Origin of the sequence: Shinella sp. JR1-6 (assembly GCF_004284735.1) — a bacterium.
Classification (GTDB): Bacteria; Pseudomonadota; Alphaproteobacteria; order Rhizobiales; family Rhizobiaceae; genus Shinella.
The window spans coordinates 112910-127987 of sequence record NZ_SHMI01000012.1 but is presented as its reverse complement, the minus strand read 5'-3'; the positions used below and the strand labels follow the sequence as shown (position 1 = coordinate 127987).

The 15078-nt window shown below is 66.2% G+C and carries 15 protein-coding genes and 1 tRNA gene; 9 read left to right on the top strand and 7 right to left on the bottom strand.

Annotation, left to right across the window (positions count from 1 at the left end; genetic code table 11):
- The first annotated feature begins 8 nt into the window (after window positions 1-8).
- The 7 genes from EXZ48_RS20615 to EXZ48_RS20585 all read left to right on the top strand — a co-directional run bounded on the left by EXZ48_RS20615 (window position 9) and on the right by EXZ48_RS20585 (window position 7719).
- Window positions 9-950 (top strand): ABC transporter permease, encoded by a 942-nt coding sequence (locus tag EXZ48_RS20615; protein ID WP_130517969.1) that lies wholly within the window; start codon window positions 9-11, stop codon window positions 948-950.
- Window positions 947-1813 carry an ABC transporter permease gene (locus tag EXZ48_RS20610; protein WP_050742752.1) on the top strand — a complete coding sequence of 289 codons (867 nt, stop codon included), beginning with the start codon at window positions 947-949 and terminating at the stop codon, window positions 1811-1813. Before EXZ48_RS20615 ends, EXZ48_RS20610 begins: the two co-directional genes overlap by 4 nt.
- 1 nt (window position 1814) lies before the next feature.
- On the top strand, window positions 1815-2819 hold the full coding sequence (locus EXZ48_RS20605; RefSeq protein ID WP_245462232.1) for an ABC transporter ATP-binding protein: 1005 nt from the start codon (window positions 1815-1817) through the stop codon (window positions 2817-2819).
- Window positions 2816-3811: an ABC transporter ATP-binding protein gene (locus tag EXZ48_RS20600; protein WP_130517965.1), complete on the top strand. Its 996-nt coding sequence runs from the start codon at window positions 2816-2818 to the stop codon at window positions 3809-3811. Before EXZ48_RS20605 ends, EXZ48_RS20600 begins: the two co-directional genes overlap by 4 nt.
- Before the next feature lie 33 nt (window positions 3812-3844).
- Window positions 3845-5650 (top strand): aminopeptidase P family protein, encoded by a 1806-nt coding sequence (locus EXZ48_RS20595; protein WP_130517963.1) that lies wholly within the window; start codon window positions 3845-3847, stop codon window positions 5648-5650.
- A 117-nt stretch (window positions 5651-5767) separates the two neighbouring features.
- Window positions 5768-6445, top strand: coding sequence for a FadR/GntR family transcriptional regulator (locus EXZ48_RS20590; protein ID WP_130517961.1), 678 nt, complete (start codon window positions 5768-5770; stop codon window positions 6443-6445).
- Entirely contained in the window at window positions 6442-7719 is a 1278-nt protein-coding gene (locus EXZ48_RS20585) for an MFS transporter (protein ID WP_130517959.1), read from the top strand. The genes EXZ48_RS20590 and EXZ48_RS20585 overlap by 4 nt, the downstream gene beginning before the upstream one ends.
- Here EXZ48_RS20585 and EXZ48_RS20580 read toward each other — a convergent pair.
- The 4 genes from EXZ48_RS20580 to EXZ48_RS20565 all read right to left on the bottom strand — a co-directional run bounded on the left by EXZ48_RS20580 (window position 7683) and on the right by EXZ48_RS20565 (window position 10693).
- Window positions 7683-8396 (bottom strand): 5-formyltetrahydrofolate cyclo-ligase, encoded by a 714-nt coding sequence (locus tag EXZ48_RS20580; RefSeq protein ID WP_130517957.1) that lies wholly within the window; start codon window positions 8394-8396, stop codon window positions 7683-7685. The genes EXZ48_RS20585 and EXZ48_RS20580 overlap by 37 nt on opposite strands.
- A gap of 57 nt (window positions 8397-8453) precedes the next feature.
- Complete coding sequence (gene metB, locus EXZ48_RS20575) at window positions 8454-9620, bottom strand: cystathionine gamma-synthase (RefSeq protein WP_130517955.1); 1167 nt, start codon at window positions 9618-9620, stop codon at window positions 8454-8456.
- Window positions 9621-9738: 118 nt separating this feature from the next.
- Window positions 9739-10086, bottom strand: a complete 348-nt coding sequence (locus EXZ48_RS20570; protein ID WP_130517953.1) for a DUF488 domain-containing protein — start codon at window positions 10084-10086, stop codon at window positions 9739-9741.
- A complete protein-coding gene (locus EXZ48_RS20565; RefSeq protein ID WP_130517951.1) occupies window positions 10058-10693 on the bottom strand; it encodes a carbonic anhydrase in 636 nt (211 codons plus the stop codon). Before EXZ48_RS20565 ends, EXZ48_RS20570 begins: the two co-directional genes overlap by 29 nt.
- A gap of 361 nt (window positions 10694-11054) precedes the next feature.
- Between EXZ48_RS20565 and rnk the strand changes: the two genes are divergently transcribed.
- Together rnk and EXZ48_RS20555 are read left to right on the top strand one after the other, a co-directional pair.
- Window positions 11055-11480: a nucleoside diphosphate kinase regulator gene (gene rnk / locus EXZ48_RS20560; protein ID WP_130517949.1), complete on the top strand. Its 426-nt coding sequence runs from the start codon at window positions 11055-11057 to the stop codon at window positions 11478-11480.
- A 179-nt stretch (window positions 11481-11659) separates the two neighbouring features.
- Window positions 11660-12166 (top strand): hypothetical protein, encoded by a 507-nt coding sequence (locus tag EXZ48_RS20555; RefSeq protein WP_130517947.1) that lies wholly within the window; start codon window positions 11660-11662, stop codon window positions 12164-12166.
- 17 nt (window positions 12167-12183) lie between these two features.
- On the opposite strand, the gene gdhA is transcribed toward EXZ48_RS20555, so the two are convergent.
- The 3 genes from gdhA to EXZ48_RS20540 form a co-directional block, all read right to left on the bottom strand.
- Window positions 12184-13539, bottom strand: a complete 1356-nt coding sequence (gdhA, locus tag EXZ48_RS20550; protein ID WP_023514799.1) for an NADP-specific glutamate dehydrogenase — start codon at window positions 13537-13539, stop codon at window positions 12184-12186.
- 89 nt (window positions 13540-13628) lie between these two features.
- Entirely contained in the window at window positions 13629-14780 is a 1152-nt protein-coding gene (locus tag EXZ48_RS20545; protein WP_081870497.1) for an HPP family protein, read from the bottom strand.
- Between the two features lie 186 nt (window positions 14781-14966).
- Window positions 14967-15053: transfer RNA gene (locus tag EXZ48_RS20540), tRNA-Leu, on the bottom strand.
- Between the last annotated feature and the right edge of the window lie 25 nt (window positions 15054-15078).

The window sequence follows — 15078 nt, the reverse complement described above, 5'->3', positions numbered from 1 at the left end:
TTCCATCCATGCCTTCGCTTTCCTATCTTCTGGCGCGGCTGGTGCAGATCATCCCCACCTTCCTCCTGGTGATGATCTTCATCTTCCTTCTCGTGCGCCTCCTGCCGGGCGATCCGGCCATCGCCATGGCCGAGGCCAAGGCGACCGACGCGCAGATCGAGCAGATCCGCCGCAATCTCGGCCTCGACCAGCCGTTGCCGGTGCAGTTCGGCGTGTTCGTCAAGAACACGCTGACGGGCGATCTCGGCCGCTCGATCATGCTGAAGGCGCCGGTCACCGAGGTCATCCTCGCCCGCCTGCCGACGACGATCTTCCTGGCGCTCTATTCCATCGTGCTCGCCATCTGTCTTGCCGGGCCGCTCGCCTTCCTTGCCGCCGCCCGTGCCAACGGTGCGACCGATATCGCGATCCGCAGCATCTTCCAGGTGGGCCTGTCGACGCCGGTCTTCTATATCGGCCTCCTCCTGCTGACGGTGCTTGCCGCAAAGCTCCGCCTCTTTCCGGTCGGCGGCTACGGCACGAGCTTCCTCGACAATCTCTACCACCTCATCCTGCCGGCGCTTTCCGTTGCGCTCTACACGTCGGCGGTCATCCTTCGAAACCTGCGCGCCTCGCTGATCGAGGTGCTGGATGCCGACTACGTCCAGTTCGCCCGCGCAAAGGGTCTTTCCCCGCGCATCATCATGACGCGCCATGTGCTGCGCAACGCCATGGTTTCCACCGTGACCCTGCTCGGCCTTTCCATCGGCAACCTGATGAGCGGCACGCTGGTGACCGAGACGGTCTTTGCCGTACCGGGCGTCGGCCGGCTGATGCTGGAGGCGATCTTCGCGCGCGATTATCCGCTGATCCAGGGGCTGACGCTCACCTTCGCCGTGCTCGTCTCCGTCGTCTTCCTCCTGACGGATGTCGTGCAGTCCTGGCTCGATCCGAGGCTTCGCCAGTCATGAGCACCGTCACCCTTTCCGCGGCAAGACCCTCGCGGCTCAAGGCCTTCCTTGCCCGCGCCTTCGCCAAGCCCGCCTTCGTTACCGGCTTTGCCATCCTCGTCCTGTCGCTGGCGCTCGCCCTCTTCCCCGGGGTGCTTGCGCCCTACGACCCGCTGGCCTTCGATCTCAACGCGATCCAGCAGGGGCCGAGCCTTGCCCATCCCTTCGGCACCGATAATTTCGGCCGCGACATGCTCTCGCGCGTCATCTGGGCCTATTCGGTCGATATGCAGATGGCTTTCTTCGCCACCATTTTCGCACTTCTCATCGGGGTCACCGTCGGCGCCTTCGTCGGCTATTACGGCGGTGTCGCGGACATGATCTTCGGCCGCTGTGTCGATGCCATCATCACCTTTCCCTTTCTCGTTCTGGTCATCGCCATCGTCGCCGTGCTCGGCCCCGGCCTCGTCAACATGTATGTGGCAATCACCGCCGTGAACTGGGTCTATTATGCCCGGCTGACGCGGGCGGAAATCATGGCGCAGAAGGCGAACGACTATGCCGCCGCCGGCCGCGTTCTCGGCTATTCCGATACCCGCATCATCTTTCGCCATCTTTTGCCCAACGCCATCTCCCCCGTCATCGTCTACTGGATGACCGACATGGCGCTCGCCATCCTGCTCGGCTCTTCGCTCGGCTATCTCGGCCTCGGCGCCCAGCCGCCCGCCGCCGAATGGGGCGTGCTGATTGCGGAGGGCCGCAACTTCCTGATGACCGCCTGGTGGATGAGCCTCATGCCCGGCATCGCCATCGTCGTCACCGGCCTCGGCTTCAGCCTGCTCGGCGATGCACTGGCGGACCTGCTTCGCCCGAAGGGACGCTGACATGGAAAAACCGGTCGTTCTTGCGGTGCGGAACCTGCGCACCGAATTCGGTCCCGCCGCGCATCCCCTCGTCGCCGTCGATGGAGTTTCCTTCGAGGTCCGCGAAGGCGAGATCCTCGGCCTCGTCGGCGAATCCGGCTCGGGCAAGAGCATCACGCTGCGCTCGATCCTCGGCATCGTGCAGCCCCGCGGCCGGGTCTTCGGGGAAATCCTCTGGAAGGGCCGCGATCTTGCCGCACTGGACGAGGCGCGTCTGCGGGCCGTGCGCGGGCGAGAGATCGCCATGATCTTCCAGGAGCCGATGTCCTCGCTCAACCCGCTTTTGACGGTCGGCCTGCAGATCGAGGAAAACCTCGTCGCCCATACGGATCTCGACGCCCGTGCCCGCAAGGCCCGCGCCGTCGAATTGCTCGACATGGTCGGTATTCCTGCCGCGCGCAGCCGGCTCGGCGACTATCCGCACGAATTTTCCGGCGGCATGCGCCAGCGGGTGATGATCGCCATCGCGCTCGCCTCCAATCCGCGCCTGCTTCTTGCCGACGAGCCGACGACGGCGCTCGACGTGACGATCCAGGACCAGATCCTTCGCCTCATCCAGTCGCTCGCCGAAGAACTCGGCATGGCGATGATCCTCGTTACCCATGACATGGCGGTGGTGGCGGAGACCTGCGACCGCGTCGCGGTCATGTATGGCGGACGGCTTTGCGAGACCGGCGAGACGGCGGCGGTGATCGGGCATGCCCGACACCCCTACACGCTCGGCCTCCTGCGCTCCATCCCGCGCGACGTGCCGCCGCGCACGCCGCTCTATTCCATTCCCGGCGCGCCGCCTGCGCTCTCCGCCATGCCGGCGGGCTGTGCCTTCACGGCGCGTTGCCCGGTCGCCGGGCCTGATTGCCGGAATGTCCGGCCCCCGCTTGCCGCGCTTTCGGGTGGGAGGCTCGTCGCCTGCCACCGGCTCCCCGAAGCCGCGGCCTTTTTCTCGGCACGGGGGGCAGCCCAATGAGCCTTGCCCCACTTCTCTCCATCCGCGATCTGTCGATGACATTCGCAAAACCCCGCTCGCTCGCCGATACCGTCGCGCGCCGGCCGCGAAAGGTCGTCTCGGCGCTGAACGGCGTCGAGCTCGATGTCATGCCCGGCGAGACGCTCGGCATCGTCGGCGAATCGGGGTGCGGCAAGTCCACGCTCGCCCGCTGCATCGCCGGCCTCAACCGGCCGACCTCGGGCGACATCCTCTTCGAGGGCGAAAGCGTCGTCGGCCTCCGGGGCGCAAAGCGGCGCGCCTACAACCGCCGTGTCCAGATGATGTTCCAGGACCCCTATACCTCGCTCAATCCCCGCATGACGGTGCGCGACACGCTGGAGGAGGCGATCACCGTACACGGCATGCGCAGCGGCGCGGCGGTCGGCCGGCGTGTCGAGGAGCTGCTGGATCTCGTGCGCCTGCCCGAGGGGGCGGCGGACAAGTACCCGCACGAGTTTTCCGGCGGCCAGCGCCAGCGCATCGGCATTGCCCGCGCGCTTTCGCTGGAGCCCGCCTGCCTCGTCGCCGACGAGCTGGTCTCCGCGCTCGACGTCTCCGTCCAGGCGCAGGTCGTCAACCTTCTGATGGAGCTGCAGGATACGCTCGGCCTGACAGTGCTCTTCGTCGCGCATGACCTCCGGCTCGTCCGCCACGTCTCGCACCGCGTCGCCGTCATCTATCTCGGCGCCATCGTCGAGATCGGCCCGTCCGGTCCGCTCTTCGCCAATCCCGTGCATCCCTATTCCCGCGCGCTGCTTGCCGCCGCCCCCTCGCTCGATCCCGGAAAACGCCGGCGCAAGCCTGCCATCGCCGGCGAATTGCCATCGCCGCTCAATGTGCCGCCGGGCTGCCCCTTCCATCTGCGCTGCCCGCATGCCGGTGAGATCTGCCGGCGTGAGAAGCCGGCGCTCCGGCCGGCCGGTGCGGGCCTTGCGGCCTGCCACTTCGCGGACGCGCTGCCGGGCACCTGAAATCCCTCTCCGTTGCAATCCAAGGACACTGCCATGACCCCGAAAACCCGGCCGCAGACCGCCGGCCCCGTCGCCGCCCTTCGCGCAAGACTCGCGGAGGAAGGGCTCGACGGCTATGTCATTCCGCGCTTCGACGAGCACCAGGGCGAATATTGCGCCGCCCATGACAATCGCCTTGCCCATGTCACCGGCTTTTCCGGCTCGGCGGGTGTTGCCATCGTCATGCGCGACCGCGCGGCGATCTTCGTCGATGGCCGCTATCAGGTGCAGGTGCGCGAGGAGATCGACCAGGACCTGTTCTCCATCGAGCATTTTTACGATGCGCCGTTGAAGGACTGGCTGGCGAAGAACCTGCGCTCCGGCGAGCGCGTCGGTTTCAACGCCATGCTGCTGCCCTCCACCTGGGATGCGGATTGCCGTATCTCCGTCGAGGCCGCGGGCGGCCACTGGGTGCCGGTCTCGGGCGATCTCGTCGATGCGATCTGGGCCGACCAGCCGGAACGCCCGCTCGGCAAGATCATGGCCTTTCCGCTTTCCCATGCCGGTGAGACGGTGGCTGAGAAGAAGGGGCGCATCGCCGCCATGCTGGCGAAGGAGGGCGCGGACTTCCTCGTCGAAACCCAGCCGGACAACATTGCCTGGTTCCTCAACGTGCGCGGCAGCGATGTCGCCTTCAATCCCATGCCGCAGTCCTTCCTGATCTTCGACCGGGCGGGCACGGCCGAATGGCTGGTCGATCACCGCAAGCTGCCGAACGATCTTGCTGATTTCGAGCTCGATGGCGTGACCATGGCTGCGCCGGAAACGTTGATCGAGCGCGCTCGCGCCGCTGCGCCCGGCCGCACCCTGCTGCTCGATCCGGCCTTCGCGCCATCGGCCGTCGCCCACGCGGTGCGGTCGGCAGGCGGCACGGTGCGGCTTGCCCGCAGCCCCGTCACGCTCGCCAAGATGGTCAAGAACCCGGTCGAGCTTGCCGGCTTCCGCGACTGCCACCGCCTCGATGGCGCGGCCTGGATCCGCTTCTTCGCCTGGCTGGAACGGCATGCAGTCGAGCGTGAAGCGGGCGGCCGGCCGATAACCGAGCTGGAGGCGGAAGAGCGCATCCTCGCCTTCCGGCAGATGTCCGAGATCTTCGTCGAGCCGAGCTTCCGCTCCATCTCGGCGGCCGCCGGCCATGCCGCCATGTGCCACTATGCGGCGAGCGCCGTGAGCAGCGCGCCGATCTCCGCCAAGAGTGTCTATCTGCTCGATTCCGGCGGCCAGTATCTTTCCGGCACGACAGACGCCACGCGCACCACCGCATTCGCGCCTGTCGGCGAGGATGTCCGGCGCAGCTACACCGCCGTGCTGAAGGGTTTCATCTCGATGATGTCGTTGAAATTCCCCGTCGGCACCTGCGGTCATCAGGTCGATGCTTTTGCCCGGCGTCCGCTCTGGGATCTCGGTCTCGACTACGACCATGGGACCGGCCACGGTGTCGGCCATTTCCTTTCGGTTCACGAGCAGCCGCAGCGTTTCGACCGCCGCATCAACGAGATCGTGCTCGCCCCCGGCATGGTGACGACGATCGAGCCCGGCTACTACAAGGCCGGCGAATACGGCATCCGCATCGAAAACCAGGTGGAAGTCGTCGCCGATACGGACGGTTTCCTGCGTTTCCGGACGCTGACGCTGGTGCCGATCGATCTGCGCCTTGCCGATCTCGGCAGCCTGACGGAGGCCGAGCGCCATTGGCTCGATGTCTACCACGCCGAGGTCGCCGCGGCGATGGATGGCTTGCTGGAGCCGGAGGTCGCCGACTGGCTGGCGGCCCGTACAACGCCCATTATAGCCGGCTAAGGATTTTATCTGCCACGCATCATCGGCCGGCTCATAGATGGGCTGGCCGATTCCCTTTGACGGCCCGAGGAAAGAGAGATAATCACAAAGTCATCTGATGACTTTGTGATTGAATCCATGCGTGCCCTCAGCAAGACCAATCTCGCCGACACCGCCGTCGAGGCGATCCGTACCGAAATCCTGGAGCATCGCTGGACGGTGGGCGAGAAGCTGCCGAACGAAGCGGCACTCTCGGCCATGCTCTCCGTCAGCCGCGGCACGGTGCGCGAGGCCGTGCGCGTGCTCGTCTCGCAGGGGTATCTCGAAACCCGGCAGGGCTCGGGAACTTATGTGCTCTCGACGGCCGATAGCGTGCGCCCGCTCGGTATGGCCCGGCGCGCGGGGCTACGCGACCAGTTCGAGGCGCGGCTGGCGCTGGATGCGGAGGCCGCGCGGCTTGCGGCGCTGCGCCACACGCCTGCCGTCATTGCGGGACTTCGGGCCTTGCTGGCCGCCCGCGGCGACTACGGCAGTGGTGACAAGGCCGGTTTCATTGCGCGCGATTTCGCCTTCCATCAGGCTGTGGTCGCCGCCTCGCAGAACGTGGTGCTGATCGGCATGTACGATTTCTTCTCGACGCTGATTGCTGAAACCATCGATGCGACCCTTGGCCAGGAGTTACCGGAACCCGACATGGCCGCCCATGTCGCCATCGTCGATGCCATCGAGAGCGGCAGTCCGGACGCTGCCGATGCCGCCGTCCGCCGCTTCATGGCACCCGTCCTTTCCGCCCTCGACCGGTTGCTGATGTCATGACCTATCTTGCCAAGAACGATCCCGGCTCGATCGACCTGATCGATGCCGAAGCCGACAGCGTGCCGACGCCCGAGCCGCAGCGTCCGAAGGCTGCCGTCACGCGCTTCCTGCTCGGCGCCAGCCTCGTGCTCATCGCCTTCAACCTGCGACCGGTCTTTTCCAGCGCCTCGGCGCTGTTGCCGGAAATCCGTGACACGCTCGGCCTTTCGGCCACGGGTGCCAGCCTCCTGACGACGCTGCCGGTCGTCTGCCTCGGCCTGTTCTCGCCGCTGGCGCCGCGCCTTGCCCAGCGCATCGGCACGGAGCGCACGCTGCTCCTGGTCGTCTTCCTGCTGGCGCTCGGCACGGCGCTGCGCGGCCTCTCCTCGATCCCGCTGCTCTTCCTCGGCACGGCGCTTGCCGGCGCCTGTATCGCAGTCGGCAACGTGCTGCTGCCGGGCCTCGTCAAGCGCGATTTTCCCGACAAGGCGGCGCTGATGACCGGCTGGTACACGATGGCGCTCTGCGCCGGCGCGGCGAGCGCTGCCGGCCTGACCTTGCCGATCGAGCACGCGCTGGGCGGTTCGCTCGATGGGGCACTTGCGGTCTGGGCGCTGCCGGCGCTGGTCGTCGGCTTCCTGTGGCTGCCGCAGGTGCTGGCGACGCGCTCGCAAGTCAAACGCTCGGGCTTCCGGGTCGAGGGACTGTGGCGCGACAGGCTCGCCTGGCAGGTCACGCTCTTCATGGGGCTGCAATCGGCGCTCGCCTATTGTGTCTTCGGCTGGCTGGTGCCGATCCTGCGCGAGCGCGGGCTCGATGGCGTCACCGCCGGGGCCATCGTGTCCGTCTCCGTCATGGTGCAGGCCGCGTCCTGCCTCGTCGCGCCGCATATCGCCGTGCGCGGCAAGGATCAGCGGCTGATCAACGTCGTGCTTTGCGGCTTCGCCGTCGTCGCCCTTCTCGGCCTGCTTTTCGCGCCGCTGTCCACGGTCTGGGTCTGGGCGGTGCTGCAGGGCATCGGGCAGGGCGGGCTGATCGCGGTGGCGCTCACCGTCATCGTGCTGCGCACGCGCGATCCGCATGTGGCGGCGCATCTGTCCGGCATGGCGCAATGCGTCGGCTATCTGCTTGCCGCCATCGGCCCACTGGTCGTCGGCCTCATCCGCAGCTGGACCGGCAGCTTTGCCTGGAGTGCCGTGCTCTTCGTGCTGCTCGGCCTCGGTGCGGCGGTCAACGGCTGGTTTGCCGGCCGGGCGCTCTATGTCAATGCACGCACGGTGGAAACGCCCGCCTGAGGCGCGGGGCGCACGATGCCGGTTTCCGTCACGATCAGGTCCATCGGAATGTCGTGCAGCTGCGGATAGATCGTTGGAAGTCGTGCCGCGCTGTAGCCGAGACCGATGACGCGCGGCCGTGCCGGCATGGCCGCCAGTGTCCGGTCGAAGAAGCCGCCACCATAGCCGAGCCGGTAGCAGGCGGCATCGTAGCCGACGACGGGCGAAAGCACGATATCGGGCAGGACGCGGTTCTGCTCGGCCGGTATCGGGATGTTCCAGACGCCACGGGAAAGCGGATCGCCCGCCTGCCAGAGATGGAATTCCAGCGGCCTCGCCTTCTCGACGACGACGGGTAGCGCCGTGCGCCCGCCGCGTCTTGCGACCTCGGCAAGCAGCGGCCGCAGGTCCGGCTCACCGCGGAAGGGCCAGTAGGCGCTGACGATGAGCCCCTCGACATCGCCAATCTCGGCGAGAATGCCTTCAGCGATGGCTTCGCCCTGTTGCGCGCGCCGCTCGGCCGGCACGGTGAGGCGCTCGGCGATCAGGCGTTCGCGTTCGTTTCGGCGCCAGCGATTGACGTCCGTCCAGGCTTGCCGGTCGAGCGGGCCGGGCAGGCCCATATAGGTCGGGTCGACTTCGTGCATGAAGCAGGCCGGCGAGGCGAAAGTCGCGGGAATGTCGTCATCGGCCTCCATCGTGCCCTCCCTTTCGACAGTGTAGAGTGTGCGCGGGCGATTGCGAATGAAAACGCGTCAGCAACCTGAAAGGCCGGCCTCGAGCCCTGTGAGCAGGTCATCGACATGTTCGAGCCCGACGGAAAGCCTGAGCAGCCCGTCGCCGATGCCCGCCTTGCCGCGCGCCTCCACGCCCATGTCGACATGGGTCATGGTGGCGGGGTGGGCGACGAGGCTTTCGACGCCGCCGAGCGATTCGGCAAAGGTGAAGCAGCGCACCCTCTTCACGAAGGCCTGTACCGCCGGGACGCCGCCGGCAAGCTCGAAGCTCATCATCGCGCCGAACCCCTGTTGCTGGCGGGCGGCGAGCGCATGGTCGGGATGGTCGGCAAGGCCCGGATAGTGCACCCGGGAAATGGCAGGATGCGCGCAAAGCCGCTCGGCGATCGCCATGGCGTTGCGCTCCTGCCCGGCCATACGGGCAAAGAGGGTCCGCAGCCCGCGTAGCGTCAGCCAGGAATCGAAGGGCGCAGCCGTCGCGCCTGTCACGTTGGCCCAGTGCTTCAGGGCGCGGGCATCCTCCGCATCGGCGGCGATCACCGCCCCGGCAATGACGTCCGAATGACCGTTGAGGAACTTCGTCGTCGAATGCAGCACATAGTCGGCGCCGAGCGACAGCGGTTTTTGCAGGGCGGGCGAGAGGAAGGTGTTGTCGACGGCGACGCGCGCACCGGCGGCCTTCGCCAGCGCGGAGAGGGCGGCGATATCCACCACCCGCATCAGCGGGTTGCTCGGGCTCTCGATCAGCACTAGCGCCGGATTGTCCCAGAGCGTCACCTTGAAGGCGTTGAGATCCGACTGGTCGACCAACCGCAGCGAGAGGTGGCCGAGCGCGGCGCGCGCCTTGAGCAGGCGCATCGTGCCGCCGTAGCAGTCGTGCGGTGCAAGGACCAGGCTGCCGGCGGGAAGTCGCCCGACGAGAAGATCGACGGCGGCCATGCCGCTCGGCGCCATCACCGCGCCGGCGCCGCCCTCCAGCTTGCTGATCGCATCCGCCAGCAGATCACGCGTCGGATTGCCGACGCGGCCGTAGTCATAGGCGCGCGGGGTGTCGAAATCCGCAAACTCGTAGGTGGTGGAAAGGTAGAGCGGCGGTGCCACCGCGCCGAAGGCGGTATCGCTTGCCACCCCATGCGCCGCGGCAATGGTTTCCGGTTGAACTTCGATCGCCGTTCGCTCGGGCATCGATGCCTGCTCCTCATGTTACGAGAAGAAAATGGCCGGCCCACCGGTCTCTGACAAATGAATTCTCTTGCAGTCAGCCAGCAACAATTTTGCAGTCATTGCCGGGCGGTGCGGAACCTTAGATCCCGTTCTGCAAAATGTCGGCAAGCACGGCCGCATGGTTGAATTCACGGTTGCGCGAGCCGTAAAGCAGCGTGACCGTGCCAGCCGCAATGCGCTCGCGCAGATCCTCCAGCGCCGGGTTGCCCTGCAGTTCCTCCCGGTAGCGCGCCTGGAATTCCGGCCAGCGCTCCGGCTTGTGATCGAACCATTTGCGCAGCGCCGTGGAGGGCGCCACATCCTTCATCCAGAGGTCGAAACCGGCCTTTTCCTTGGAAAGGCCGCGTGGCCAGAGCCGGTCGACGAGGATGCGTGTCCCGTCCGTGGGTTCGGGGTCGTCATAGATGCGTTTGGTCTCCACCGGCATGGGTTTTGCCTCCCTGGCCACTGCCAATCGTACATTTGAGATCAGAAAGCAGCCCGTCCTTCAAGCCGTAGACCCAGCCGTGGATGGAAACCACGCGGCCGGCCTGCCAGGCCGTCTGGAGGGTGGGCGTGCGGGCCAGCCGCTCCACCTGCGAAGCGACCGAGGCCTCGCAGAGCCGGTCGAGGTCGGCATCTCTCCAGGGCGCACATTCCCGGCATTCGAAACGCCGGTCCGCCACATCGCGGATCGGTTGAAGCCAATGGTCGATCAGGCCGAAACGCTCGCCGCTGACGGCAGCGCGGATGCCACCACAGCCATAGTGCCCGCAGATGATGATGTGCTTCACCCCAAGCTGGTGCACGGCATATTCGACCACGGAGAGCATGTTGAGGTCGGCCGGATGGATAAGGTTGGCGACGTTGCGGTGCACGAAGACCTCGCCCGGTTCCAGCCCGGCGATCACATTGGCCGGCACGCGGCTGTCGGAACAGCCGATCCACAGATAGTCCGGCTGCTGGAGGTTGGCGAGGCGGTCGAAATAATCGGCCTTCTCAGCCTTGCGCTCGGCGGACCAGACTTTGTTCCTGGCGAAAAGGTCCTCGATCATGACATGGCTCCGGCTTGTGGGGGATAGTGCGTTCTCCGCCCGAACCTGACTTCTGTCAAACCGGCAGACCGCCGCAGGGGTGGCGTTCGGCCGCGCCGTCGTGGCCCGGCTTGACTTTCTCCGCGCCCTCAAGCCATCATGGTGGCATGACCATGACGCAATCCATCGCCCGGTTCTTGAAACGGTTGTTTCCTCTCGCAGGACACTAGCCCCTCGGCTTGGTCGCGTCGCGCCCCGGCCGTGGGGCAATAGCGGTTTCGTTTCTGCACGAAAACTGCACCGGAAAGCGCGACATTCCCCCCTAGATCTTCGATTTTCCGCGTGCCCGCCGGGCCGCGAAGACCCGTGCCGTGAGGTTTCCATGACCGCCAAGACCAAGGCCATCCGCCCGCCTGCCATCACCATTGCCCGCTCCGAACATGCGCGCCTGTCGAACCTTGCCGACATGCTGGCCGAGCGCGACCCGCATGCGGCCGAACAGCTTGCCGCCGAGCTCGACCGCGCTAAAGTCGTCGATGACGCTCGCATGGCGCCCGGCATCATTCGCATGGGCTCGGTTGCCGAGTTCCGTATCGACGATGAACCGCCGCAGACCGCCGAGCTGGTCTTTCCGAAGGACGCCGATATTTCCCGCCATCGCATTTCCGTGCTGACGCCGGTCGGTGCTGCTTTGCTCGGCCTTTCGGCCGGCCAGTCGATCGAATGGGCGGCACGCGACGGAAAGGTGCGGCGCCTCAGCATCATCGCCGTGCATGCCGCGGTGCCGGATGCGGCCGAGGCCTCCTGAGGATATTCCGCCGTGAAATTCCTGTCCTTCCTCCAGTCCGGGCGCATCGGAGGCTGCCTCGTCGCAGGATCGTGACCCCCTGTGCCGCAGCTGCGGCCAGGGGGCTTCTCCACCACGGGTTTTCAGGCCGCGCGCTCGCGCAGGCAGGATGGAGAATGGTTATGGGACGGAATCCCGCTATGCTCACGGCAAGAGATGGATATGTGCTGGAAAAGATGCTGCGCGACTGGCCGCCGCTGACGGAGGAATGGCTGGTGCTGTTGAACCGCAAGCTGGCAAGCGGGTGCCTGCCTGCCGGCGGGTGCATCCCCGCCGATCTCGCGATGATCGATGCACGGGTGACGTTCCGCTGCGAAAGCGGGCTCACCGATACCCGAACCCTGTGTCTGCCGGGCACCTACGCGCCGGGCAGCGCCTTCCTGCCGATCACGACCTTCTATGGCCTTGCCCTGCTTGGCCTGCGCGAGGGCCAGGCGATGACCTTTGACCGGCCGGAAGGCCGGCGCGACTGGATCGTCCTGGAAAAGGTGCTGTTCCAGCCGGCAGCCGGTGGCCTCGCGCCAGAGGCACCGGCAGAGGCGGCCCGATCGCCTTTCCGGGTCATCGCCGGCGGCCTTGCCGACCGGGCCTTCACGCCCGCCAACGAAAACGGCCCCGGACAGGGTCCGGGGCCGTCGGCTGCCTGAGATTCAGCGAGAGGTGATCAGATCACGCCCTGCGCGCGCATGGCTTCGGCGACGCGCGTGAAGCCGGCAATGTTGGCGCCGAGCACATAGTTGCCCTTGGCGCCATATTCTTCCGCCGTCTCGGCGCAGCGGTCGTGGATGCCCTGCATGATCTGGCCGAGGCGCTCGCGGGCCGTCTCGAAGCTCCAGCTGTCACGGCTGGCATTCTGCTGCATTTCCAGTGCCGAGGTGGCAACGCCGCCGGCATTCGCCGCCTTGCCGGGGCCGAAGAGCACGCCCGATTCCTGGAAGGCCCGCACGGCTTCCGGCGTCGAGGGCATGTTGGCGCCCTCGGCGACGGCGATGACACCGTTCTTGATCAGCGTCTTGGCGTCCTTGCCGGACAGTTCGTTCTGCGTGGCGCAGGGCAACGCCACGTCGCAGGGCACGTCCCAGATCGAGCCCTTGCCGGCCGGGATGAAATGCACGCCGGTCGTCTTGGCGCGGGCGTATTCCGACAGGCGCTCGCGGCGCACTTCCTTGATTTCCTTGACCAGTGCGAGGTCGATGCCTTCCTCGTCGAGGATGTAGCCGCTGCTGTCCGAGCAGGCCACGACCTTGGCGCCATACTTGATGGCCTGCTCCATGGCGTAGATCGCCACATTGCCCGAGCCCGAGACGGTGACCCGCTTGCCTTCGAAATCGGTACCCTTGGTGGAGAGCATGGCGCGGGTGAAATAGACCGCGCCGTAACCGGTCGCCTCCTTGCGCACCAGCGAGCCGCCGTAGCTCAGGCCCTTGCCGGTGAAGACGCCGGCCTCGAAGCGGTTGGTCAGGCGCTTGTACTGACCGAACATCCAGCCGATCTCGCGGCCGCTGACGCCGATATCGCCTGCCGGCACGTCGGTGTGCTCGCCGAGATGGCGGTAGAGTTCCGTCATGAAGGACTGGCAGAAGCGCATGATCTCGCCGTCCGAGCGGCCCTTCGGGTCGAAGTCCGAGCCGCCCTTGCCGCCACCGATGGGCAGGCCCGTCAGCGCGTTCTTGAAGATCTGCTCGAAGCCGAGGAACTTGATGATGCCGAGATTGACGGAGGGATGGAAGCGCAGGCCTCCCTTGTAGGGTCCCAGCGCCGAATTGAACTGCACGCGGAAGCCGCGGTTGATTTGTACCTGACCCTTGTCGTCGACCCACGGTACGCGGAAGATGATCTGGCGCTCCGGCTCGCAGATGCGCTCGATCAGCGCGTCCGTCAGGTAGCCGGGATGTTTGGAGACGACGAGCCCGAGGCTTTCCAGGACCTCGCGCACAGCCTGGTGGAATTCCGGTTCGGCAGGATTGCGCTGCAGTACCTGGGCAAGGATCGGTTCAAGCTTTTCGTCGACGGTCGCCATGGCGACACTCCTTTCGTCTCGGTCTCACATTTCTTGGAAGGGCCGCCGGTCTGGTGCCGGCAGGCCCGATTGACATCGTCCGGGCATGGTCAGATGCCCTGCCCGTGGCCGCCCATCAGGCCCGTGGGACCGGTCTGGGAGAGGCTTTTCGCGAGTGTGGCCAGAAGATCTGTCTGGGAAATGATACCCACCACATGGCGCTCGTCGTCCACGACGACGACGGCATGGATGGAGCCGTCCGTCAGCCGCGGCAGCAGGCCGATGGCCGGATCGGACGGGCGGGCGGTCGCCGCCTCGGAAATGGGCAGATGGGCGTCCGGCGCCATGGCGGCCAGTTCCCGCAGCCCCACGGTGCCGAGAAGCTGCCGGTCGGCGTCGAGCACGGGCAGCGTGCGGATGTCGTGGTCGAGCAGGAGGCTGCGGGCCTCGTCGGCCGTGGCATCACGGGTCACCGTCACCACATCGCGCGACATGATGTCGGCGGCGCTCAACTCGCCGCGCTGGCGCAACAAGGCCTGCAGCTCGACCTGACGCAGCAGCGTGTCGATGTCGGCACGGCTGACATCCAGCGTCTCGTTGAGGTTGGCGATCGCCGTATCGATATCCTCGCTGTTGAAGCCGACGCGGAAGGCGGCGGGCGGATCGGCGGTCTTGTGCGTGTTGACGGGCGCAATAGTCTGGCGGTGTGGATATTGCCGCCCGGCCAGCCGGTGGAAGATCATGCCGAGGGCTACGAGGATCAAAGAGTTGATCGCGATCGGCACGAGCGGAAACCAGAAGCCCGACCGGCTGACCGCCGCCCCGCCGATAACGGCGGTCAGCGCGGCCGCTCCGCCCGGCGGGTGCAGCGAGCGGGTCAGCGACATGGCGAGGATCGCCAGTGCCACGGCAAGGCCGATGGCGATGGCCGGATCCCTGACCAGTGTGGTCACGGTGACGCCGACAAAGGCGGAAATCGTGTTGCCGCCGACGATCGACCAGGGTTGGGCGAGGGGGCTGGCAGGCACGGCGAAGAGCAGAACCGCGGAGGCGCCGATGGGCGCGACGATCAGGGGCAGATGCGGGTCCTGGCCCATCACGAAGCCGCAGACGAGGCCGGTGAGGCAGATGCCGACCAGAGCTCCAACGCAACCGATCAGGCGCTCCTTGAGGGTGGCGCCGGCAAGAATCGGTGCGAACAGCCGAAATTTGGACAGGTTGCCCGGTTTTTGGGCATCGTGTTGAGGCGGGGCCACGATGATCCTGATCTTAAAAAGGCAGATGATTATTTTGCAGGCTTATGTGCCTATCGCGCGCATGACGCAAGGGCGCAACCGGAAGATTCTGTTTTGCCGGAAAGGAAGCGAAACGGTGCCGGGTGCGAACAACAAAAAAGCCCGGCGGAGCCGGGCTTTTTTGCATATTCCGGAAAATCCGGAATGGGAATTTGGTGCCCAGAAGAGGACTCGAACCTCCACACCCTTTCGAGTACCAGCACCTGAAGCTGGCGCGTCTACCAATTCCGCCATCTGGGCGACGGAGAGGCATGTAGAAGGACCG